This window comes from Streptomyces sp. NPDC040589 (genome assembly GCF_055594445.1).
This window is the reverse complement of sequence record NZ_JBVIWP010000001.1, coordinates 803285-824335: the sequence shown is the minus strand read 5'-3', so window position 1 is coordinate 824335 and position 21051 is coordinate 803285. Positions and strand designations below refer to the sequence as shown.

The 21051-nt window shown below is 71.7% G+C and carries 18 protein-coding genes; 12 read left to right on the top strand and 6 right to left on the bottom strand.

Annotated features, from left to right (window positions below):
* Both ACZ58V_RS03725 and ACZ58V_RS03720 read right to left on the bottom strand, forming a co-directional pair.
* The gene (locus tag ACZ58V_RS03725) at positions 1–417 is read right to left on the bottom strand and encodes an SCO4983 family protein (RefSeq protein ID WP_189722946.1); all 417 of its coding nucleotides are present in this window, start codon (positions 415–417) and stop codon (positions 1–3) included.
* Between the two features lie 110 nt (positions 418–527).
* Positions 528–1739, bottom strand: coding sequence for a pyridoxal phosphate-dependent aminotransferase (locus tag ACZ58V_RS03720; RefSeq protein ID WP_189722947.1), 1212 nt, complete (start codon positions 1737–1739; stop codon positions 528–530).
* A 126-nt stretch (positions 1740–1865) separates the two neighbouring features.
* Between ACZ58V_RS03720 and ACZ58V_RS03715 the strand changes: the two genes are divergently transcribed.
* Together ACZ58V_RS03715 and ACZ58V_RS03710 are read left to right on the top strand one after the other, a co-directional pair.
* Positions 1866–2549 carry a hypothetical protein gene (locus ACZ58V_RS03715; protein WP_471288134.1) on the top strand — a complete coding sequence of 228 codons (684 nt, stop codon included), beginning with the start codon at positions 1866–1868 and terminating at the stop codon, positions 2547–2549.
* 161 nt (positions 2550–2710) lie between these two features.
* Entirely contained in the window at positions 2711–3637 is a 927-nt protein-coding gene (locus ACZ58V_RS03710) for a S1 family peptidase (protein ID WP_468187562.1), read from the top strand.
* 22 nt (positions 3638–3659) lie between these two features.
* Here the strand turns inward: ACZ58V_RS03710 and ACZ58V_RS03705 are convergent, their stop codons facing one another.
* Positions 3660–5273, bottom strand: a complete 1614-nt coding sequence (locus ACZ58V_RS03705) for an N-acyl-D-amino-acid deacylase family protein (protein ID WP_471288133.1) — start codon at positions 5271–5273, stop codon at positions 3660–3662.
* 12 nt (positions 5274–5285) lie between these two features.
* Positions 5286–6563, bottom strand: coding sequence for an amino acid deaminase (locus ACZ58V_RS03700; RefSeq protein WP_468187566.1), 1278 nt, complete (start codon positions 6561–6563; stop codon positions 5286–5288).
* 133 nt (positions 6564–6696) lie between these two features.
* Here ACZ58V_RS03700 and ACZ58V_RS03695 point away from each other — a divergent pair, with 133 nt between their 5' ends.
* The 5 genes from ACZ58V_RS03695 (at position 6697) to ACZ58V_RS03675 (ending at position 11087) form a co-directional block, all read left to right on the top strand.
* A complete protein-coding gene (locus tag ACZ58V_RS03695; protein WP_471288132.1) occupies positions 6697–7731 on the top strand; it encodes a sugar kinase in 1035 nt (344 codons plus the stop codon).
* Positions 7728–8489, top strand: a complete 762-nt coding sequence (locus ACZ58V_RS03690) for an IclR family transcriptional regulator (RefSeq protein WP_189722953.1) — start codon at positions 7728–7730, stop codon at positions 8487–8489. The genes ACZ58V_RS03695 and ACZ58V_RS03690 overlap by 4 nt, the downstream gene beginning before the upstream one ends.
* Positions 8486–8896: a RidA family protein gene (locus ACZ58V_RS03685; protein ID WP_432965788.1), complete on the top strand. Its 411-nt coding sequence runs from the start codon at positions 8486–8488 to the stop codon at positions 8894–8896. Before ACZ58V_RS03690 ends, ACZ58V_RS03685 begins: the two co-directional genes overlap by 4 nt.
* A 102-nt stretch (positions 8897–8998) precedes the next feature.
* The gene (locus tag ACZ58V_RS03680) at positions 8999–10477 is read left to right on the top strand and encodes a GntP family permease (RefSeq protein WP_468187571.1); all 1479 of its coding nucleotides are present in this window, start codon (positions 8999–9001) and stop codon (positions 10475–10477) included.
* A gap of 85 nt (positions 10478–10562) precedes the next feature.
* Positions 10563–11087, top strand: coding sequence for a hypothetical protein (locus ACZ58V_RS03675; RefSeq protein ID WP_468187573.1), 525 nt, complete (start codon positions 10563–10565; stop codon positions 11085–11087).
* Here ACZ58V_RS03675 and ACZ58V_RS03670 read toward each other — a convergent pair.
* A complete protein-coding gene (locus ACZ58V_RS03670; RefSeq protein ID WP_471288130.1) occupies positions 11084–12436 on the bottom strand; it encodes a M14 family metallopeptidase in 1353 nt (450 codons plus the stop codon). The two genes, ACZ58V_RS03675 and ACZ58V_RS03670, sit on opposite strands and share 4 nt — an antisense overlap.
* 272 nt (positions 12437–12708) lie before the next feature.
* Between ACZ58V_RS03670 and ACZ58V_RS03665 the strand changes: the two genes are divergently transcribed.
* The 5 genes from ACZ58V_RS03665 to ACZ58V_RS03645 all read left to right on the top strand — a co-directional run bounded on the left by ACZ58V_RS03665 (position 12709) and on the right by ACZ58V_RS03645 (position 19346).
* Positions 12709–15903, top strand: a complete 3195-nt coding sequence (locus ACZ58V_RS03665; protein WP_471288128.1) for an ATP-binding protein — start codon at positions 12709–12711, stop codon at positions 15901–15903.
* 43 nt (positions 15904–15946) lie between these two features.
* The gene (locus ACZ58V_RS03660) at positions 15947–16858 is read left to right on the top strand and encodes an anti-sigma factor RsbA family regulatory protein (RefSeq protein WP_468187579.1); all 912 of its coding nucleotides are present in this window, start codon (positions 15947–15949) and stop codon (positions 16856–16858) included.
* A 73-nt stretch (positions 16859–16931) separates the two neighbouring features.
* Positions 16932–17414 (top strand): ATP-binding protein, encoded by a 483-nt coding sequence (locus tag ACZ58V_RS03655; protein ID WP_468187581.1) that lies wholly within the window; start codon positions 16932–16934, stop codon positions 17412–17414.
* A gap of 157 nt (positions 17415–17571) precedes the next feature.
* Positions 17572–18888, top strand: a complete 1317-nt coding sequence (locus ACZ58V_RS03650) for an Nramp family divalent metal transporter (protein ID WP_468187583.1) — start codon at positions 17572–17574, stop codon at positions 18886–18888.
* Between the two features lie 17 nt (positions 18889–18905).
* Positions 18906–19346, top strand: a complete 441-nt coding sequence (locus tag ACZ58V_RS03645; RefSeq protein WP_471288127.1) for a hypothetical protein — start codon at positions 18906–18908, stop codon at positions 19344–19346.
* A 6-nt stretch (positions 19347–19352) separates the two neighbouring features.
* Here ACZ58V_RS03645 and ACZ58V_RS03640 read toward each other — a convergent pair whose 3' ends face one another.
* The gene (locus ACZ58V_RS03640; RefSeq protein WP_471288126.1) at positions 19353–21041 is read right to left on the bottom strand and encodes a chitinase; all 1689 of its coding nucleotides are present in this window, start codon (positions 21039–21041) and stop codon (positions 19353–19355) included.
* Positions 21042–21051 lie beyond the last annotated feature (10 nt).

Below are 21051 nucleotides of genomic sequence, written 5' to 3'. Positions count from 1 at the left end.
TCAGCGGGACGCGAGTGCGCGCGGCCCCAGAGCCGCCGTATGGGCGTCCATGCACTCGGCGGCAAGAATGGCGGCAGCCGTATCGGCCCGGGACGCGGCGACGACCAGCGCCCGCCCCGCCAGGGCATGCGCCCGCCGGTGGAGCGCCACGGCGCTCCGCTCGCGCCGGCCCCTGGACGCGCGGGTCGGCGTACGCCCACCCCTCAGCCGGGCCACCTGCTCCGTGAGCCGCTCCGCCGAGGCGTCCAGATCGGCCGACGGTGCTGCCGCGCGGAGTTCGTCCGTGACGGCGAGCAGCGCGGCGAGATGGCCCGCGAGCTGGATGTCCAGCTCTTCCTCGCGCGATCGGTGGGGGAAGTCGGCGGTGGTGCCGGCCATCGTGGTGTGGACCGACTTGGCGCGGATCGGTTCGTACATGGGACGGCCTCCTGAGTGCTTCAGGAAGCCATCCTAGCTTAGATTTCGTCTAAAGTTGAGTTGTTCACAAAACCGGATCGCCTGCACACGCAGTGTGAGCGGGTCTCCGGTCAGGGCTGGCTGTAGCCGTCCAGGAAGTGCCCGATCCGGCCCATGGCGTCCCGCAGGTCGCCGACCGACGGCAGGGTCACCACGCGGAAGTGGTCGGGCTCGGGCCAGTTGAAGCCCGTGCCCTGGACGACCATGATCTTCTCGCGCCGGAGCAGGTCCAGGACCATGCGCCGGTCGTCCTTGATCTTGAAGACCTTGGGGTCGAGGCGCGGGAAGAGGTACAGCGCCCCCTTCGGCTTCACGCAGCTCACGCCGGGGATCTGGGTCAGCAGCTCGTAGGCCACGTCCCGCTGCTCGCGCAGCCGGCCGCCCGGCAGCACCAGGTCGTTGATCGTCTGCCGTCCGCTGAGCGCCGCGACCACGCCGTGCTGTCCCGGCATGTTCGCGCACAGGCGCATGTTCGCGAGGATCGTCAGGCCCTCGATGTAGGAGTCGGCGTGCGCGCGCGGCCCGGAGATCGACATCCAGCCGACCCGGTAGCCGGCGACCCGGTACGCCTTCGACATGCCGTTGAAGGTGAGGGTGAGCAGATCGGGGGCGACGGCGGCGGTCGGGGTGTGCGTGGCCTCGTCGTAGAGGATCTTGTCGTAGATCTCGTCCGAGCAGACCAGCAGGTTGTGGCGGCGGGCGATGTCGGTGAGCCCCTTGATCATCGCCTCGTCGTAGACGGCCCCGGTCGGGTTGTTCGGGTTGATGATCACGATCGCCTTGGTGCGGTCGGTGACCTTGCGCTCGACGTCGGCCAGGTCCGGCATCCAGTCGGCCTGCTCGTCGCACCGGTAGTGCACGGCGGTGCCGCCGGACAGGGAGACGGCGGCGGTCCACAGCGGGTAGTCGGGCGCCGGGACGAGGACCTCGTCGCCGTCGTCGAGCAGCCCCTGCATCGCCATCACGATCAGCTCGGAGACGCCGTTGCCGATGAAGACGTGCTCGACGTCCGTCTCGATGCCGAGGGTCTGGTTGTGCATGACGACCGCACGCCGCGCGGCCAGCAGTCCCTTGGCGTCTCCGTACCCGTGTGCCGAGGACACGTTCCGGAGGACGTCCTCCAGGATCTCGGGCGGACACTCGAAGCCGAACGCCGCCGGGTTGCCGGTGTTGAGCTTGAGGATGCGGTGACCTGCTGCTTCCAGGCGCATCGCCTCCTCGAGCACCGGGCCCCGGATCTCGTAACAGACGTTGGCGAGCTTGGTCGACTGGATCACCTGCATGTCAGGGAGCTTACGGCCCGGTAATGCCCCGCGGCTCGTGTTTTCCGCCACGTGAGACGCGCCGTTTTGGACCGGTATCGCCGCACGCTGTCCCATCAGCCCTGTCGACGCCTAGAATTCGCCGCCATGTTCAGGCCATCCGAGTACGCCGACGGAGCGACGGGCGGCGAGCCCCAGGGGCCGCCGAACGTGTATCTGCCGCGGACCGCCCCGCCCCCGGCGTACGACGCGTACGCCGATCCGGCGGCGGCGCACGGCTGGCAGGACGTGTACGAGCACGAGGGCGCGCGGGGCGCCGCAGGCGGCGCGGACGACACACGCGAGCTGCCGCCGGTGCCGGCGCACGGCCGGTCCGGTGCGGGCCGCCGCTCCCGGCGCCGACCGGGGCGGTGGCGTGCCCGCCGCGCAGCGGTCGCCGCCGGGGCCGTGGGCGCCGTGTCCGCGGCCGCGCTGATCGCCGGTCTCTCCCTCTCGGACGCGTCCTCCGGCGGGGCGCGCGGTGGTGAGGGCGGCCGAACGGGCCCGACGGCAGGGGAGTCGCCGACGTCGCTGCCCACCGGCACCGGCCCGGCATCCACTCCCGCGGTCCCGCTCGTCGGCGGCCCGGCGGATGGTGACGAGCCGTCCGGCGCCGCGTCCGCGAGCCCGTCCACCGCGGCGAGCCGCACCCCGTCCGAGTCCGGGACGGACGCCGGGAGTCCCTCGGCCGACAGCCCGACGCCCTCCGCTCCCACCGCCACCACGTCGGCCCCGGGCCGATCCGAGGGAAAACCCGGACACGGTCCCGGCGGCACGAAGGGCCCCAAGTAATCCGTCTCCCAGGGGCGTTGAGTAGGGTCAGGCCCGACGGGCCGGTCCTGGCGGGAGAACGACTCCTTGCCCGCCCGCCTTGCGACGATCACAATGCGCATGACAACACTGCGGGCGGCCGGAAGATTTCCGGCCGCCTCCGTCGCAAGAGGGGACCCCCCATGAGAAAACCTCTCGCCGCCGCGTTCTTCGCCCTGGCGATAGCCGGGGCCGGCGCGGCTCCCGCGACCGCTGCCGAGGCTGGCCCCCAGGGCTTCGGCAAGGCCGCGGACGCGGGCAAGGTCACGTCCGCCGTCTCGGACGTGGTCACGTCCGCAACGGAGACCCTGTCCGGGCTCAGGAGCCCGTCGGCCAAGGCTGTGAACTTCGCCGGCACCGTCGCGCTCAGCAACTGCTCCGGCTCCGTCGTCCGCATGCCGGACTCCGAGGACAACGACCCGGCGCTGGTGATGACCAACGGCCACTGCCTGGAAGGCGGCATGCCCGAGCCCGGTGAGGCCCGCGTCGACCAGGCCTCCAGCCGTACCTTCGGCCTGCTCAACGCCTCCGGCTCGCGCGTCGCCACCCTGCGCGCCGCCAAGCTCGCGTACGGCACGATGACCGACACGGACGTCGCGTTCTACCAGCTCACCACCACGTACGGGCAGATCAAGAGCTCGTACGGCATCAACGCGCTGACGCTGAACGACTCGCACCCGGTCGCCGGCACCGCCATCAGCATCCCCTCGGGCTACTGGAAGCGGATCTACAGCTGCGACATCGACGGGTTCGCGCACACCCTGAAGGAAGGCGACTGGACCTTCAAGGACTCGGTCCGCTACACCTCCGCCTGCAACACCATCGGCGGCACGTCCGGCTCGCCCGTCGTCGACGAGGCCACCGGCAAGGTCGTCGCGATCAACAACACCGGCAACGAGGACGGCGAGCGCTGCACGGTGAACAACCCCTGTGAGGTCGACGCGAACGGCAACGTGACCGTCCGCAAGGGCATCAACTACGCCCAGGAGACCTACCAGATCCCGTCCTGCTTCGGCGTCGACAACAAGCTCGACCTGAGCGCGAGCGGCTGCACCCTGCCCAAGCCGTAAGGCAGGGTGCCGGGCCGGGTGGTCACGCGCGGGCGGTTCCGCGCACCGCCCGGCCCGCCAGGACGTCCGTACGCCGGCCGTCCTCGATCACGAAGCGGCCGTCGACCAGGACGTACGGGATGCCCGTCGGGAGCGTGCGGGGTTCGGCGAACGAGGACCCCGCCGCCACCGTCGCAGGATCGAAGAGGACCAGGTCCGCGATGTACCCCTCGCGCACCAGGCCCCGGTCCGGCAGCCTCAGCCGGGCCGCCGGGCGTGCGGTGAGGTGCGCGACGCACTCCTCCAGTGACAGCACCCCCAACTCCCGCACGTAGTGCCCGAGGTAGTGCGGGAACGTGCCGTAGGCGCGCGGGTGCGGCTTCGCGCCCTGGAGGATGCCGTCCGAGCCGCCGGTGTGCACCCGGTGGCGCATGATCGCCCGGACGTTCTCCTCGTGGCCGACGTGCTGGAGGATCGTCGGGGCCAGCCGGTCGGCCAGCAGTAGCCCGCGCGCGGTCGTCCAGGGGGCCTCGCCCCGCACGTCCGCCGACTCCTTCACCGTCCGGCCGGCGAACTCGGCCAGGGCCGGATCGCCCACGCCCGAGATCTCGATGGTGTCCCACTCGATGGGCACGCCGTGGCAGCCGTCCGAGCCGGTGACCTCCAGGTCGTGGCGGATCCGCTCGGCCGTCTTCTCGTCCGCCAGCCGCACGAGGGCCGCCTCGGGGCCGCCCTCGTTCGCCCAGCTCGGCAGCATGGCCGCCAGCGTCGTACAGCCCGGCGTGTAGGGGTAGGTGTCGAGGCTGATGTCGGCCCCGGCCGCCAGCGCCTCGTCCAGGAGGGCGAGCAGCTCCGGCGCCCGGCCCTTGTTCACGCCGAAGTTCATGGTGGCGTGGGCGAGATGCAGGGAGCAGCCCGCCTGACGGGTCAGCGCGACCATCTCCCGGTACGCCTCCAGGGCGCCCGCGCCGTAGGAGCGGTGGTGCGGGCAGTAGTAGCCGCCGTACGAGGCCACCACCCGGCACAGCTCGGTCAGTTCGGCGTCCTGCGCGTACATGCCGGGCGTGTACGTCAGCCCGGACGACATGCCGACGGCGCCCTGCTCCATGCCCTCGGCGACCAGCCGCCGCATCCGGTCGAGCTCTTCGGGGGTCGCCTCGCGGTCCTCCCAGCCGACGGCGAGCGCGCGGACCGTGCCCTGGGGGATCAGATAGGCCGCGTTGACCGCGATCCCCCGGTCCAGCCGGTCCAGATACTCGCCCACCGACCGCCAGTCGAAGTCGATGTCGTCGCCGGAGCCGTTCCACCCGGCGATCGCCCGGCGCACCTCGCCGAGCGTGCGGTCGTCGACCGGCGCGTACGACAGTCCGTCCTGGCCGATGACCTCCAGGGTGACGCCCTGCGCGGCCTTGGCGCTGTGGTCGGGGTCGCGCAGCAGGGCCAGGTCGCTGTGGGCGTGCATGTCGACGAAGCCGGGGGACAGGACCAGCCCCTCCGCGTCCAGCTCCCGGCGCGCCTTCGGCCGCTGGCATCCGGCGGCCGCCGCTTCCTTGACGATTCCCACGATCCGGCCGCCGTCGACCACGACATCGGCCCGGTAGGAGGGTCCGCCGGAGCCGTCCACGACCTCCGCGTCCCGGATGACGAGCTCTTCCATCGCGCGGGCCTCCTAGAAGAACGTGCGGACGTAGTCGACGACCGTGCCGTCCGCCGCCACGACAGGGATCAGCTGCCACTTGTCGAACGACGTGCACGGATGGGACAGACCGAGACCGACCCAGTCACCGACCTCCAGATCCGCCTCCGGCGTGGTGCTCAGCCAGGCGTGCTGGTCGGACAGGCCGGTCACCGACACCCCGGTGGCCGGGCGCTCGGCGCCGTCCCGGCGGATCACCTGGGCGAAGGGCAGATCGAGGTCGTAGGCCGCGTCCCGCTTGCCCGCGTTGACGAAGGCCTGCTCGGCACAGGGCCGCGACACCACCTGCGTCCACAGGCGGAACGCCGGCTCCAGAGCGCCCTCCTCGGGGACCCGGTTGAACGGGGTCAGCTTGCGGTAGTGGCCGTCGTCGTGCGAGACGTAGGCGCCCGAGCGCAGCAACTTCAGCACGGGACGGGAGAGTCCGGGGATCTCCGCGAAGATCTCGGCGACCGCGTCGAACCAGGCGCTGCCGCCCGCGCTGACGACGATCTCGTCCACGCCCTCGAAGCGCCCCGCCCCATCGAAGCCGGCGGCGAGCGCGACCAGCCGCCGCAGCCACGCCGTCACCCGCTCCGGGTCGGCCTTCGGCACCTCGCCCTCGTAGCCCGCGACACCGACGAGGCGCAGGGTCCGCGTGCGCGCCACCGCGTCCGCGACCGCCGCGCACTCCGCCTCCGTGCGGACCCCGGTCCGGGCGCCCTCCCCGGCGGCGAGTTCGACGACGACGTCCACCGGCCGCACGGAAGCGCTCAGGGCCGCGTCCATCAGCTCCACCCCGCGCACGGAGTCGACGTAGCAGACGAAGCGGAAGTCCGGGTCGGCGTCCAGCTCTGCGGAGACCCAGCGCAGGGCCGCCGCGTCGACCAGCTCGTTCGCGAGGAAGACCCGCCGGGTCCCGAACGCGCGTGCCACCCGCACCTGGTGGGGGACCGCCAGCGTGATGCCCCACGCCCCGTGCTCGATCTGCCGCTGGAACAGCTGCGGGGCCATGGAGGTCTTGCCGTGCGGCGCGAAGGCCAGGCCGTGCCGGGCCGCGTACGTCTCCATGAGCTTCAGATTGTGCTCCAGGCGCTCGGCGGACAGCGCGAGCACGGGTGTGGCGAAGCCGCCGGTGAAGAGGCTGCGGCGCTGGTCGGCCAGCTCGCCCACGGTCAGTCCGTCGGCGTCCGGCGGGAGGCCCTTGAAGCGGTGATCGACGCGCTCTGCGGCGAGCCGGGCGAGGGACTCGGCGGCGGTGTCGGCTGTCATGGAGCCTCCTGATCAGCTGTGTTGCATTATCTGCAATGTGCATTGCGTATGTCGCTGAACGCTGTCTAACATCTCGGCCACCCCCGGTCAATGAAACGGCCACCGACCGACCCGACGAGGAGCTACGAGCATCGTGACCCCCACCGGACCCTGCAACGCCCCCGACGTCGTGGACGTCGTCGCGCTCGGCGAGTCCATGGTCACGTTCCTGCCCTCCCGGCCGGGGCGGCTCGCCGACGTGCCCTCCTTCGACCGGGGCATCGGCGGGGCGGAGTCGAACGTGGCGTGCGTGCTGGCCGCCGCCGGGCATTCCGTGCGGTGGGTGAGCCGGGTGGGCGACGACCCCTTCGGTGATCACCTGGTCGAGGCGATCGGCGGGTACGGGGTCGACGTGGCACACGTCCGGCGCGACCCCGGCCGCCCCACCGGCATCTACTTCCGCACCGCCGGGGACCGGGCCACCGACGCGCACGAGGTGGCGTACTACCGGGCCGGTTCCGCTGCGTCCGCGATGAGCGTCACGGACCCCGATCCGGCGGCGGTGCGCGCGGGGCGCGTGCTGCACCTCTCCGGGATCACGCCCGCGCTCTCCGCGAGCTGCCTGGAGCTGATGCGTGAGCTGACCGCCCGCCGGCCCGGCCGCCCCCTGGTCTCCTTCGACGTCAACCACCGGCCCGGACTCTGGGGCGACACGGACGCACCCCGGGTGCTGCGGGACCTCGCGCGGGGCGCCGACCTCGTCTTCGTGGGACAGGACGAGGCCTGGGGGCTGCACAGCCCCGAGGCCGTCCGCGCCGCCCTCCCCGAACCCGACGTGCTGGTCGTCAAGCAGGGCGCAGCGGGAGCCACCGTCTTCGCGAAGCGGGACGTCACCTTCGTCCCCGCCCCGCGGGTCGACGTCGTCGCCGAGGTCGGCGCGGGCGACGCCTTCGCCGCCGGGTTCCTCTCCGCCACCCTGCGCGCACTGCCCGTCCGGGACCGGCTGCGGCACGGGCATCTGATGGCCGCCGCCGCGCTCACCGTCCCCGGCGACCACGCCACACCCCCTTCCCGGGAGCACGCCGACCGGCTCGCCGCCCTGGACGACGCGGCATGGGGGAGACTGCGACTCGGCCCGGGCTGGACCGCGGAGGCACAGCGGGCCGACGAGGAGGTACGTACGCCATGAGCCAGACCGTCGACCGCGCGCTGAGCATCCTGCCGCTGCTCGCCGAGGGCCCCGCCGACCTGGGGCAGGTCGCCGACCGCCTCGGCGTGCACAAGTCCACGGCCCTGCGCCTGCTGCGCACCCTCCACGAGCACGGCCTCGTCTACCGTCAGTCCGACCAGCGCTACCGCCTCGGCGCCCGCCTCTTCGCGCTGGCCCAGGAAGCGATGGAGAACCTCGACGTCCGCGAGATCGCCCATCCTCACCTGGTCCGCCTCAACGAGAGCTGCGGCCACACCGTGCACCTCGCCGTGTACGAGGAGAACGAGGTCCTCTACATCGACAAGGTCGAGAGCCGCTACCCCGTGCGGATGTACTCCCGGATCGGCAAGCCCGTCGCCATCACCGTCGCCGCGGTCGCGAAGCTGCTGCTCGCCGACCTGCCCGAGCACGAGCGGCGGGCCGTGGCCGAGAAGCTCGACTACCCCACGTACACGGCCCGTTCGACACCCAACGCCGGCGCGTTCCTGCGCGAGCTGGACAAGGTGCGCGAACAGGGCTGGGCCACCGACCTCGGCGGCCACGAGGAGTCCATCAACTGCGTCGCGGCGCCCATCCGCGGCGCCGACGGCCGGGTCGTCGCCGCGATGTCGGTCTCCGCGCCGAACGTCGTCGTCACCGCCGACGAACTCCTCACCCTCCTGCCGCTGGTGCGCCGTACGGCGGACGCCATCAGCGGCGAGTACTCCGGCAGGACACCAGTGAAGGGCACCGTATGACGGACAAGATCGCACTCACCCCGAAGACCCACACCACCCCGCCGGCGAAGTTCTCGCACGGTGTGAGGAAGGGCAACATCCTCCAGGTCGCCGGCCAGGTCGGCTTCCTGCCCGCCGAGGAGGGCAAGGCGCCCACGCCCGCCGGGCCGACTCTGCGCGAGCAGACCCTCCAGACCCTGGCCAACGTCAAGGCGATCCTCGAAGAGGGCGGCTCCGGCTGGGACGACGTGATGATGATCCGCGTCTACCTCACCGACGTCGACCACTTCGCCGAGATGAACGCGATCTACAACGCGTACTTCGAGGAGCAGGGCCTGACCCAGCCGCCCGCCGCGCGCACCACGGTCTACGTCGGCCTGCCCGCGGGTCTCCTCGTCGAGATCGACGCGCTGGCCGTACTCGGCTGACCCTCCGCCCCACCTCGCTCGTCCAGGCGCGGCGCCACCGGTGCGCCGCGCCGCGCTCCCCCCTACCCCGAAACCGCATGCATTTAAGTAGAGGACCCCCCAATGTCCCTTCCACTCGCCGCGTCCGCCCCTGCCGAGACCCCACCCCACACCGGAGGCCTGCTCCTCCTCGTGGACGGCACGGCCGGACTGCTGCTCACCGCCGCCCTCGGCATCGGGCTTCTGCTCTTCCTCATCATCAAGATGAGACTCCAGCCGTTCGTCGCGCTGCTCGCGGTCTCCATAGCCGTCGGCCTCGCGGCCGGACTGTCGGTCACCGAACTCTTCGGCACGGTCCAGAAGTCGGACGCCGTCTCCACGATCGAGTCCGGCATGGGCGGCATCCTCGGCCATGTCGCGATCATCATCGGCCTGGGCACCATGCTCGGCGCGATCCTCGAAGTCAGCGGAGGCGCCGAGGTACTGGCGAGTCGCCTCCTCGCACTGTTCGGCGAGAAGCGCGCCCCGCTCGCCATGGGCCTCACGGGCCTGATCTTCGGTATCCCGGTCTTCTTCGACGTCGGCATCTTCGTCCTGGCACCGATCGTCTACGCCGCCGCCAAGCGCTCGGGCAAGTCGATCCTGCTCTACTGTCTGCCCCTGCTCGCGGGCCTCTCCGTCACCCACGCGTTCCTGCCCCCGCACCCCGGCCCGGTGGCCGCGGCCGGTCTCCTCAACGTAGACCTCGGCTGGGTCATCCTCATGGGCATCGTCTGCGGACTGCCCGCCGTGCTGGCCGCGTGGGCGTACTCGGCGTGGATCGGCCGCCGCATCTTCGTCGCCGTGCCGCAGGACATGGTCGAGGCGGCCGAAGAGGCCAAGCAGGCGGTCCTCGACGAGCAGCGGGCGACCGGCACGGAGCCGCGCGAGCAGCCGGTCTCCCTCGGCACGGTCCTCGGCATCATCGGCACCCCGCTGGTCCTGATCCTGGCCGCGACCTTCTCCTCGATCGCCCTGGACCCCTCCACGCTCCGCTCGGTGATCGAGTTCTTCGGCAACCCCTTCGTGGCGCTCACACTCGCCCTGTTCCTCGCGTACTACCTGCTCGGCATCCGGCGCGGCTGGTCCCGCAAGTCCCTGGAGACGGTGTCCACGGCGTCCCTCAAGCCGGTCGGCAACATCCTGCTGGTCGTCGGCGCGGGCGGCATCTTCGGCGCCGTGCTCAAGGCCAGCGGCGTCGCCCAGGCCCTCTCCGACACGTTCAACGACGTGGGCCTGCCGGTGATCGTCCTCTCCTACCTGATCTCCGTGGTCCTGCGCGTAGCCCAGGGCTCGGCGACGGTCGCCATCGTCACGACGGCGGGCATCGTCGCGCCGCTGCTGTCGGAGGGCGACCACTCCCAGGCCTTCGTCGCCCTGGTCATCATGTCCATCTCGGCCGGCTCCATCTTCGCCTCGCACGTCAACGACGGCGGCTTCTGGATGGTCGCCAAGTACTTCGGCATCAGCGAGCGCGACACCCTGAAGTCGTGGACGGTGCTGGAGAGTGTGCTGTCGGTGGCGGGATTCGTGGTGGCCGCGGTGCTGAGCCTGTTCGTCTAGGGGCCCGTCGGTGCATGTAGGCGTCTGATAACGATGCTGGGGCTGGTTGTGTGCGGCACAGGTTTGTCGACCATACTGCTCCGCTGTGGAGCAGCGCATAGGTTCGAGCAGCCAGCCCCTGGAAGGCGCCGGATTCGACCCGGCCTTCATCCCCGGGCTCACGTCACCCGCGTCCGGACGGACGAAGGACGAGGAGCCGGAGAAGGAGCCCGAGGACGCGGAAGCCGAAGACGCCGAAGCCGCCGACGACACGGAGGAGACCGAGGAAGCCGAGGGGGCCGAAGAGGCCGCCCCCGAGCCGGTGGAGGACGCCGCACCGGAAGGCGGTCCCGTCTTCGAGGCGTCCGACCGCCGCGCGAAACTGGTCGCCGACCACAGAGGCGTACGCCTCTCCCTGGACGACCAGGAGTGCGAGTTCCGCTGGGACGAGATCGGCGCGGTCGAGACGGAGACCGCCCGCTTCGGCAAGCGCTACACCGTCACCGTCCACACCCCTGACCGGCGCTGGTACCCGATCGAGATCGAAGCACCGGCCAGGAGCCGTTTCACGGAGTGGGACAGCCAGTTGGACGCGGTACTGGACGCCTACTTCGAGGAAGGCGCCGACTAGGCGCAGTACTGGCTTTCCTTGCCGATCGACCGGTACATGCAGTCCGCGTTCTCCAGCAGTTGCAGCACCGCATCGCGGTTACGAGAGGTCTCCCGCTCGATCACCTCGTCGGGCGGGTAGAACCCACCTCCACCGGACCTCGGATACATCTCGAACGTGTACCCGAAGATCTTGTGCGTGCCCCAGAGGTAGTCGTCGATCGACCCGTCCGTGATGTACAGATCGCTGGACTGCTCCGCCGTGTAGCCGTTGCTCGCGGCCATCTTCTGCCCGACCGCCTTGAACGCCGCGTTGTCGTCCGCGGTCATCCCGGTCGTCGTGTCCGAGTACGTGTAGCCGAACGGCCACAGCACCAGCTCGCTGTACGTGTGGAAGTCGACACCGGCCTTGATCTGCTGCTTCCCGCCGACGACCCGGCTGCGCACGAAGTCGGCGACGACCTTCACCTCGGGCGCCGACTCCGCCGCCGTGCCCCGGTAGGTGTCGGAGGACGCCGAGCCGGAGGAGCCGCCGCAGCAGCCCCAGCGGTAGTTCCAGTTGCGGTTCAGGTCCGTGCCGACGTACGACGAACCCGAGTTGGGCTGGCGGTTCTTGCGCCACGAGCGGTACGACCCGGTGGCGATGTCGTACTCGCCGCCGTCCGGGTTGACGTCCGGGACGATCCAGATCTCGCGGTTGTTCACCATGTTGGTGACGCGGGAGTCGGAACCGTAGTCGGAGGTCAGCTCGCGCAGCAGGTAGAGCGCCATCTCGACGGTCAGGTGCTCGCGGGCGTGCTGGTGGTGCGTGAACAGCACCTCCGGCTCGGCCTCGTCGGTGGCGACGTTGTCGCTGATCTTGAGGGCGACGATGTCCCGGCCCTGGTACGACTTGCCGATCACGCGCCGGCTCGCGATCGACGGGTTGGCCGAGACGATCGAGTTGATCTCGGTCGTCATCTCCGCGTAGTTGTGATAGCGCGAGTCGGCGGACGGGAAGTCGAGGATCCGGACGTCGTCCTCGCCCGCGGACCGGTCGGGCACCGCGCCGAGCGCGGTGACCTCGTAGCCCAGCGCGCGCAGCTTCCTGATCTGGTCCGCGCGTCCGGAGACGACGACACCGTGCCCGTGGGACTCGTCCACGGTCACGCCGGTGCGCTGAAGTGCCGTGCGGTCCTTGGCCGTCGCGTGCAGATGGACCTCGTACTGCCTGACGTCGTCGGCCGAAGGGGCCGCCTTGGGCGCGCTGTCGGCGGTGGCGTCCGGCGCCGTCGCGGACAGGGGCGCCGCGAGGGCGAGTGCGAGAAGGGCGGCGAGGGCGGCGGTGCGTCTGCCGGTGCCGGCCCCGGAGCCTCGTATGCGAAGTCGCATGAAATCTCCTTGTGGGAGGTGGGGTTGTTCCGTGCGACGTACGTAGTGCGGGTGGCGCACATCGTTCTGCCAATGGCATGAGCAGGTCAAGACTGAAAACGGTCGCGCAGTGTACGCGCGCGGCGTGGCCGTCGAGGTGTCACGGGCGAAGTACACCCACGGGTGTGACGCGCGCGTGCATATAGGTAGGCCAGGGGAGAGAGTGAGGACCCGCGCAAGGGGAGCCGGATTGTCCGGATCCTCGGACCACACCCCCAGAGGACTGGCTGATCATGGGCGGATCAGCGCCACGACGGGACAACCAGCTACCGGCCGAGACGACCAGCTTCGTCGACCGGCGTGGCGAACTGACCGAAGGCCGCGAACTGCTGGCCCGCGCACGGCTGGTGACGTTGACCGGACCGGGCGGCGTCGGCAAGACCCGGCTCGCCGCGCGCATCGCGGCCCGCGTGCGGCGCGCCTTCCCGGACGGCGTGCGCTTCGTGCACCTCTCCGGGGTGCGCGACCCGGCGCTCGTCCCGCTCGCCGCCGCCGACGCGCTGGGGCTGCACGACCACTCCGCCCAGCCACCGCTGGACGCCCTCGTCGAGCAGGTAGGGGACCGGCGGCTGCTCCTCGTCGTCGACAACTGCGAGCATCTGGCGGGCGCGTGCGCCCAGCTGGCCGCGGCCCTGCTGCACGGCACCGGGGGTGTCCGGATCCTCGCCACCAGCCGGCACCGGCTCGGCCTCACCGAGGAGCATCTGCTGGAGGTACGGCCGCTGCCGGTGCCCGACCCGGACGGCGACCTGTCCGCCGCCGAGGGGTATCCGGCCCTCACCCTCTTCGCCGACCGTGCCGCCGCCGTCGTCCCCGGCTTCCGCCTCACCCCCGGCAACCTCGCGTCCGTGGCCCGCCTCTGCCGCCGCCTGGACGGCCTGCCCCTGGCCATCGAACTCGCCGCCGTCCGGATGCGCGTCCTCGACGTCGACCAGCTCCTGGACCGCCTCGACGACCGCTACCGGTTCCTCACCACCGGCAGCCCCGCGGCCCTGCCCCGCCACCAGACCCTGCGGGCAGCGGTCGCCTGGTCCCACGACCTGTGCACCGGCCCCGAGCAGGTGGTCTGGGCCCGCCTGTCGGTCCTGGCGGCCAGCTTCGACCTGGAGACGGCGGAGGCGGTGTGCGCGGACGACACGGGGGAGGGGGACGCCGGGTGGGGAACGGGTTCGGCACCGGCCGGGGTTCTCCTGTCGGAGGACGCGGCAGGCTTCGCCAACGTGGCCGTGCGGGCAGTGGCGGCCGGAGAGCGTCCTCCCCCGGCGCCGGCGCTCACGGGGCGCACGACCCTGCCCCCGCTCGGCACCGACCCCGGCCCGGCCGGCGGCATCGCGCCGCGACCCGTACCACGCCGCTACCCCCTGGCCGCTCCCCGCGCCGGTGACGGCCCTGGCGGTGCGATGTTGTCCTCGCCCGTGTTGTGTCCGGGCGGTGTGCCGCTGTCCCTGGGCGTGCCCGGCCCTGGCGGTGTGTCACCGTTCCTGGGCGTGTCGGGCCCCGTTGGTGTGCCGCCGTCTCGGGGCGTGCCCGGCCTGGGCGGTGCGACATTGGCGTCGCCCGCCCCCGGCTCTGGCGGTGCGATGTTGTCCTCGCCCGTGTTGTGTCCGGGCGGTGTGCCGCTGTCCCTGGGCGTGCCCGGCCCTGGCGGTGTGTCACCGTCCCTGGGCGTGTCGGGCCTCGTTGGTGTGTCGCCGTCTCGGGGCGTGCCCGGCCTGGGCGGTGCGACATTGGCATCGCCCGCCCCCGGCCCTGGCGGTGCGATGTTGTCCTCGCCCGTGTTGTGTCCGGGCGGTGTGCCGCTGTCCCTGGGCGTGTCGGGCCCTGGCGGTGTGTCACCGTCCCTGGCCGCCCCCGGCTCTGGCGGTGCGACGTTGTCCTCGCCCGTGTCGTGTCCTTGCGGTGTGCCACTGTCTCCGGCCGCGCCCGACCCCGGCGGTGCCGCCGCGCCCCCTGCAAGGGAATCCGGGGCCGCCGTAGGTGACTGGCATGACGGGTCCGGACCCGTCGCGCTCCGTGCCGATGGAGTCCTCGACGGCGTAGCCGGGCTCGTGGACAAGTCCGTGCTGTGCCGGGAGCCGGGGCCCGGTGGGGTGCGGTACAGGATGCTCGACACGCTGCGGCAGTACGGGCTCGAGCGGTTGCGGCGGACGGTGGGGGAGGAGGGGGCCGCGCGGAGGCGGCAGCGGGACCGGATGCTGTGGCAGGCCGAGGAGTGTGAGCGGGGCTGGTTCGGGCCGGGGCAGCCGGAGACCGTCGCCCGGCTGCGCGCCGACCGGGACAACCTGCGCGCCGCCCTCGACTTCAGCCTGTCCACCCCGGGCGAGGAACGCGCCGGACTCAGGCTCGCCGGCGCCCTCTGGTTCTACTGGCACGCCTGCGGCGCCCCCCGCGAGGGCCTGTACTGGCTCGAACGGGCCCTGGCGGCGAGCCCCGAACCGACCCGGGAACGGTCCCGCGGACTCTGGGTCGCCGGGCTGCTGGCCGCCACCACCCAGGACTTCCCCCGGGGCCACCGCCAGGCCACGGACGCCCTCGCCCTCGCCCGTGCCCTGGGCGACACCGCCGAGGCCGCCCACGCCGAGTACGTCATCGGCGTCATCCGGCTGTTCGGCGACGACCTGCCCGGCGCGCTGACGCACTTCGAAACCACCGTCGCCCGCGGCCCCGTACCCGGCCAGCACCTGAGCCTCGTAGGCCTCGACCAGGTCGAACTCGCCTGCGCGCTGGGCTTCCTGGGCGAGGCCGACCGGGCCGTCGAGGTCTGCGAGCAGGCCCTGCGGCTGTGCGAGCGGCACGGCGAGCAGTGGGTACGGTCGTACGTGCTGCGCATCCTCGCCCTCGCGCACACCGTGCGCCGCGACTGGCCCCGGGCCGAGCGGCACGCCCGCGAGGCCCTGCGGCTCAAACACGCCGTCCACGACATCATCGGCATGGCCCTGACCCTCGACCTGCTCGCGTCGATCGCCGCCGAACGCGGCGCCCACCGGCACGCGGCCCTGCTGATGGGCGGCGCCGACCGCGTCTGGGCCGACATCGACACCGGCCGCTGGGGCGCGCACACCCTCAACTCCGTACGCCGGGACAGCGAGGAGCGGGCCTGCCGCGCCCTGGGACGGGACGCGTTCGACCGGGCCCACCGGCGCGGCGGCGGCCTCGGCCTCGCGGAACTCGTCGGCCAGGCGCTCCAGGAGCCGGCCCGCCCGCGCCCCGGAGACGCCCCGGCCCCGCACGAGGACGCCACGGTCCGCCTGACCCGCCGCGAGTCCGAGGTCGCCCGGCTCGTCGCCGAGGGCCTCGCCAACCAGCAGATCGCCGACCGCCTGGTGATCGCCCGCCGCACCGCCGAAGGCCATGTGGAACGCATCCTCAGCAAGCTCGGCTTCAGCAACCGCAGCCAGATCGCCGCCTGGGTGACGGCGCAGCGCTGACCCTCCCGCACCGGAACACCCACCCGTCTCCCGAGGGGAACACATGACCGTCCAACAGCCCTCCGCACCCGCCCCGTTCGACCACCGCATGGCCGTCTTCGACTCCGACGAGAACTTCGTGGCCGCCGCCCTGCCCTTCCTCGGCGAAGGCCTCGCCGCCCCCGGCGAACCACCGCCCGTGGCCATCGCCGACCCCCGCAACCTGGACCTGCTGCGGGACGCCCTCGGCGGCGACGTCAAGGACATCACCTGCATCGCGCACACCGACTGGTACACCGGCTCCGCCGCCAACGCCGTCGCCAGGGCCGCCGCCTACCTCGCCGCCCACGCCGGCCCGGGCGGCCGGATCCACCTCCTCATGGAGCCCGTGTGGAGCGGCCGCGCCGGCCGTTCGACCCGCGAGACCACCGAGTGGATCCGCTACGAGGCCCTCGCCAACCCCCTCTTCGCCCCTATGGCCACCACCGCCCTGTGCGCCTACGACACCCGCACCGCCGGGCCCGCCGTGGTCGCCGCGGCCCGCCGCACCCACCCCGACACGGAGGTCTACGAGGACCCGGTACGGCTCGCGGCCGAACTCGACGCCGTACCGCTGCCGCTGCCCCCGGTCGGCGCGCGGCGCCTCGCGCAGCCGCACGCCGGGGCCGTCCAGTGCTGGGCCCAGGACCGGGGACTGCCCGCCGCGGACGCCGAACTGTTCGCCACGGCCGTCGCGGAGACGGCGGCGGCCCTGGCCCCCCTCGACGGCACCGCCCTGCTGTGGGGCGAGGCACCCGCCTGCGTCTGTGAACTCCGCTCGGCCCGCCGTATCGACGACCCGCTCGCCGGCTTCGTCCCGCCACCCGTCACCGGCCCGGAACCCGGACCGGGCCTGTGGTACGCGCGTCAGGTGTGCGCGTACGTCGACATCCGCGACGACACCGAGGGGGCCACGGTCCGCCTCCAGTACGCGTGACCTGCACAAGCAGGTAGGGGATCGGGTAGTCCTCCCCCTGCGCCGGACCACCCCCGTGGATCACCCTGGACCCATGCTGCAACTCTCCGGGCGCCACCTCCCGGACCCCGAGGCACGGTACGGTCCGTTCCCCCAGCCACCCCTGGGAGCGGGCCATCTGAGCGTCGAGTACCCGCCCCGGCCCTCCGCCGTCCGCGAGGCACGCGCTGAGGTCCGCAGGCAGTTGGAAGGCTGGGGGCTCGCCGAGCGCGGTGAGGTGGCGGACGTGGCCGAACTGCTCGTCGGCGAACTGGCCACCAACGCCCTGGTGCACGCCGAGAGCCGCTTCCGGGTGACCCTCTTCGCCGCGCACGGCGTCCTGCGCTGCGAGGTCGCCGACGAGGCGCGCCGGGTGCCGCGGGTGCTGGACGCGGACACCGGGGAGAGCGGCCGCGGGATGTTCCTGGTGGACGCGCTCGCCCAGCGCTGGGGCTGCCACCGGGACGGGCCGGGCAAGACCGTGTGGTTCGAGCTCGGTACGTGCGGAGCGGACGGCTGTGGTCGGCGACAGCCGTGACGCTCCGCCGGGTGGGCCATGGCGGTTTGTCACAGCCGCCTTGGCCTGTTCCCGGGCCGCGGGTCTGTGGGGGCTGGGTGCGCGGTTCCCCGCGCCCCTCAGCCGATTGCCTCACGCCCTCTTGTCGGCCTGGCCTCTTTGATGTTTCTTGACCAGCATGGCGGACACCACGGGAAACACCACGGAGAACGAAGCCCAGCGGCCCCCTCGGCCCCGTAAGGCGAGTTGGAAGTACATCGGTCCGGGCATCGTCGTCGCGGCGACCGGTGTCGGCGCCGGTGACCTGGTCGCCACCCTCATCGCGGGCAGCAACTTCGGCTACACCCTCCTGTGGGCCGCGATCATCGGCTGCCTCGTGAAGATCTCACTGGCCGAGGCGGCGGGCCGCTGGCATCTGTCCACGGGGCGCACCCTGTTCGACGGCTGGGCGAGCCTCGGCCGCTGGACCACGTGGTTCTTCGCCGTGTACGTCGTCGTCTGGGGCTTCGTCTACGGCGCGGCGGCGATGTCGTCGAGCGCGCTGCCGCTGCAGGCGCTGTTCCCGGACGTGATGGACCTGAAGTGGTGGGGCATCGCCTGCGGTCTGGTCGGTCTGGTCTTCGTCTGGTTCAACAAGTACGCGGTGTTCGAGAAGGTCATGACGGTCCTGGTGGGCGTCATGTTCGTGGTGACGGTGTATCTGGCGATCCGTGTCACCCCGAACCTCCTCGACGCCTTCGCCGGTCTTCTCCCGGTGCTGCCCGACGAGAAGGACTCGATCCTCAACACCCTGGGCCTGATCGGCGGCGTCGGCGGCACGATCACGCTCGCGGCGTACGGCTACTGGGTCAACGCCAAGGGCTGGACCGACACCGGCTGGATGAAGGTCATGCGCCTGGACAACCGCGTCGCCTACGCCACGACCGGCATCTTCGTGATCGCCATGCTCTTCGTCGGCGCGGAGATGCTCCACTCGGCGAACGTCGCGATCGCGAGCGGCGACAAGGGCCTGATCCAGCTGGGCGACATCCTGGAGGCGGAGTACGGCGCGGCGACGGCGAAGTTCTTCCTGGTCGGCTTCTTCGCCACGTCGTTCACCTCGCTGATCGGCGTCTGGCACGGCGTGAGCCTGATGTTCGCCGACTTCGTGGCCCGGCTGTCGGGCACGCGCCAGGCCAAGGGCGAGGAGGTCGCCTCGGGCGAACGCGAGCGCTCCTGGCCCTTCCGCGCCTACCTGCTGTGGCTGACCTTCCCGCCGATGATCCTCCTCTTCGAGGGCCAGCCCTTCCGCCTGATCATCATCTACGGCGTCCTCGGCGCGGCCTTCCTGCCCTTCCTCGCCGGCACCCTGATCTGGCTGCTGAACTCCTCCCGTACGCCCAGGGAGTGGCGCAACGGCCCGGTGAGCAACGCGATGCTCGCCATCGCGGGCCTGCTGTTCCTGGTCCTGTGCGTGAAGCAGGTCTGGGACCAGCCGTGGGGGGAGTTCTTCTAGGCAGGGAGAATCGACGGATGACCGAGCAGCCACCTCCACCACCCGGCCCCGGCTTCGGCCCGCCCCCGCCGCAGTACGCGCCCGCGCAGCCCTCCTACGCGCCCCCGCCCTCCCCGTACCCGCCCGCACCACCCGTGGCCCCGTACGCCCAGACCCCATCCCGGCAACCGGCCCCGGCCGGACCGGATTTCCTCGCCGTCGACAAGCGCAGCGCGGTCGTCGTCGACGCGACCGGCGTCGCCTTCGAGTCGTCCGGCCAGACGATCGAGTTCCGCTGGCCGGAGATCCGCAGCGTCCACTACCGGGCGAGCCCCGACGGCAAGGCCCTGATGGTCTCCGTGGTCCACATGGACGGCCGGTTCTACGAGTGCGTGGTGGAGGCCAAGCCCAGGTCACGGCTTCAGGAGTGGTTCCCGCAGCTGGCCTGGGTCCTTGGCCACTACCGTCCGATGGGCTAGGGGCGGCTACGGCAGCCCGTGCACATGCGGACCCACCGCGTTGGACCACGCGTTGCCCGCCGTCGCGTCCCAGTTGGTCGACCAGGTCATCGCGCCCCGCAGGCCGGGATACGTCCGCGAGGGCTTGAAGGACCCGCACCCCGTGCCCTTGGCCAGACAGTCCAGGGCGTTGTTCACGACCGACGGCGACACATAGCCGCTCCCCGCGCCCCGGGTCGAGGCGGGCAGGCCGAGCCCGACCTGGGACGGGGCAAGGCCGCCCTCCAGCTGGATGCAGGCCAGAGCGGTCAGGAAGTCCACCGAGCCCTGGCTGTAGACCTTGCCGTCGCAGCCCAGCATCGAACCGCTGTTGTAGTACTGCATGTTGACGACCGTGAGGATGTCCTTGATGTTCAGGGCCGTCTGGAAGTAGGAGTTGGACGTCGACTGCATGTCGATGGTCTGCGGCGCCATCGTGATGATCAGCGACGAGCCCGCCTTCGCCGAGAGCGACCGCAGGGCCTGGGTCATATAGGTCGCGTTGAGGCCGTTCTCCAGGTCGATGTCGACGCCGTCGAAGCCGTACGTCCGCATCAGGGAGTGCACCGAGTCCGCGAAGTTCGCCGCCGAGGCCGCGTCGTTCACCGCCACCGTGCCGCGCTCACCGCCGACCGAGACGATGACCTTCTTCCCGGCCGCCTGCTTGGCCCTGACGTCGGCCTTGAACTGGTCGACGGTGTAGCCGCCCAGCCCGGCCGAGTCCAGGGTGAAGGTCACCGCGCCCGGCGTCGAGGTCGCGTCCGCGAAGGCGACGGCGATGATGTCGTACTGCGACTGGACGTCGGCGAGCTTCTGCACCGCGGCACCGTTGTTGAAGTTCTGCCAGTAGCCGGTCACCGCGTGCCTGGGCAGGGCCGGACCGGGACCGGTCGGTGCGTTCGTCCGGCCCGTCACCGCCGTCGACTTCGGCGATTCGCCCGCCGCGTTGGTCGCCGCGACCTGGAAGGAGTACGACGTCGAGGCCGCGAGGCCGGTCACGGTCGCCGAGGTGCCGGAGACCGCCGTCACCTTCGTGCCGTCGCGGTAGACGGTGTAACCCGTCGCCCCGGAGACGGTGTTCCACGCCAGCGACACCGACGAGGACGACGTCCCGGAGACGTTCAGACCGCCCGGCGTGGCCGGGACCGTGGGGCCGGGGTCGGTGCCGCCGCCTCCGTCGGGCCCGAACACCGACACGTCGTCCGCGTAGTACGCGGCCTGCCCGTACCAGCCGTGCGTGTACACCGTCACCGAGGTCGTCGACGAGCCCGTCCTGAACGTCGTCGAGAGCTGCTTCCAGGTGGAGGAGTCCGGGGTCCAGGTCGACACGTCCGTCGTGCCCGTGCCCGTGACGCCGAGGTAGGCGTATCCGCCCCGGACCCAGGCGCCCAGGGTGTACGTCGAGCCGGGCCTCACCCGCACCGTCTGGGCGCACCGGGCGTTGTCCTGTCCCGCCGGGGTTCCCTTCAGCGCGGCCGTGCCGGCGTGCACCGGTGAGGAGACGGTCGTACCGCTGCCCGCGGAACAGGTCCAGTCGCTCAGGCCCGACTCGAAGCCGGCGTTCCTGGCGTTGTTGACGTCGGCGGCGGAGGCCTGGCCGACGGTCGTGACAGTGAGGGCCAGGGCAGCCGTGACGGCACCCGACCACAGCCGCATGGATCGTCTGTGTCTGGACATGACAAGAAAA

Excerpts from the sequence above, each read along its gene's own strand:
- ACZ58V_RS03710 (WP_468187562.1), top strand. The coding sequence starts at position 2,711 with ATGAGAAAACCTCTCGCCGCCGCGTTCTTCGCCCTGGCGATAGCCGGG.
- ACZ58V_RS03705 (WP_471288133.1), bottom strand. The coding sequence starts at position 5,273 with ATGGAAGAGCTCGTCATCCGGGACGCGGAGGTCGTGGACGGCTCCGGC.
- ACZ58V_RS03685 (WP_432965788.1), top strand. The coding sequence starts at position 8,486 with ATGACGGACAAGATCGCACTCACCCCGAAGACCCACACCACCCCGCCG.
- ACZ58V_RS03640 (WP_471288126.1), bottom strand. The coding sequence starts at position 21,041 with ATGTCCAGACACAGACGATCCATGCGGCTGTGGTCGGGTGCCGTCACG.
- ACZ58V_RS03680 (WP_468187571.1), top strand. The coding sequence starts at position 8,999 with ATGTCCCTTCCACTCGCCGCGTCCGCCCCTGCCGAGACCCCACCCCAC.
- ACZ58V_RS03720 (WP_189722947.1), bottom strand. The coding sequence starts at position 1,739 with ATGCAGGTGATCCAGTCGACCAAGCTCGCCAACGTCTGTTACGAGATC.
- ACZ58V_RS03700 (WP_468187566.1), bottom strand. The coding sequence starts at position 6,563 with ATGACAGCCGACACCGCCGCCGAGTCCCTCGCCCGGCTCGCCGCAGAG.
- ACZ58V_RS03650 (WP_468187583.1), top strand. The coding sequence starts at position 17,572 with ATGGCGGACACCACGGGAAACACCACGGAGAACGAAGCCCAGCGGCCC.
- ACZ58V_RS03665 (WP_471288128.1), top strand. The coding sequence starts at position 12,709 with ATGGGCGGATCAGCGCCACGACGGGACAACCAGCTACCGGCCGAGACG.
- ACZ58V_RS03660 (WP_468187579.1), top strand. The coding sequence starts at position 15,947 with ATGACCGTCCAACAGCCCTCCGCACCCGCCCCGTTCGACCACCGCATG.
- ACZ58V_RS03715 (WP_471288134.1), top strand. The coding sequence starts at position 1,866 with ATGTTCAGGCCATCCGAGTACGCCGACGGAGCGACGGGCGGCGAGCCC.
- ACZ58V_RS03645 (WP_471288127.1), top strand. The coding sequence starts at position 18,906 with ATGACCGAGCAGCCACCTCCACCACCCGGCCCCGGCTTCGGCCCGCCC.
- ACZ58V_RS03690 (WP_189722953.1), top strand. The coding sequence starts at position 7,728 with ATGAGCCAGACCGTCGACCGCGCGCTGAGCATCCTGCCGCTGCTCGCC.
- ACZ58V_RS03725 (WP_189722946.1), bottom strand. The coding sequence starts at position 417 with ATGTACGAACCGATCCGCGCCAAGTCGGTCCACACCACGATGGCCGGC.
- ACZ58V_RS03655 (WP_468187581.1), top strand. The coding sequence starts at position 16,932 with ATGCTGCAACTCTCCGGGCGCCACCTCCCGGACCCCGAGGCACGGTAC.
- ACZ58V_RS03670 (WP_471288130.1), bottom strand. The coding sequence starts at position 12,436 with ATGCGACTTCGCATACGAGGCTCCGGGGCCGGCACCGGCAGACGCACC.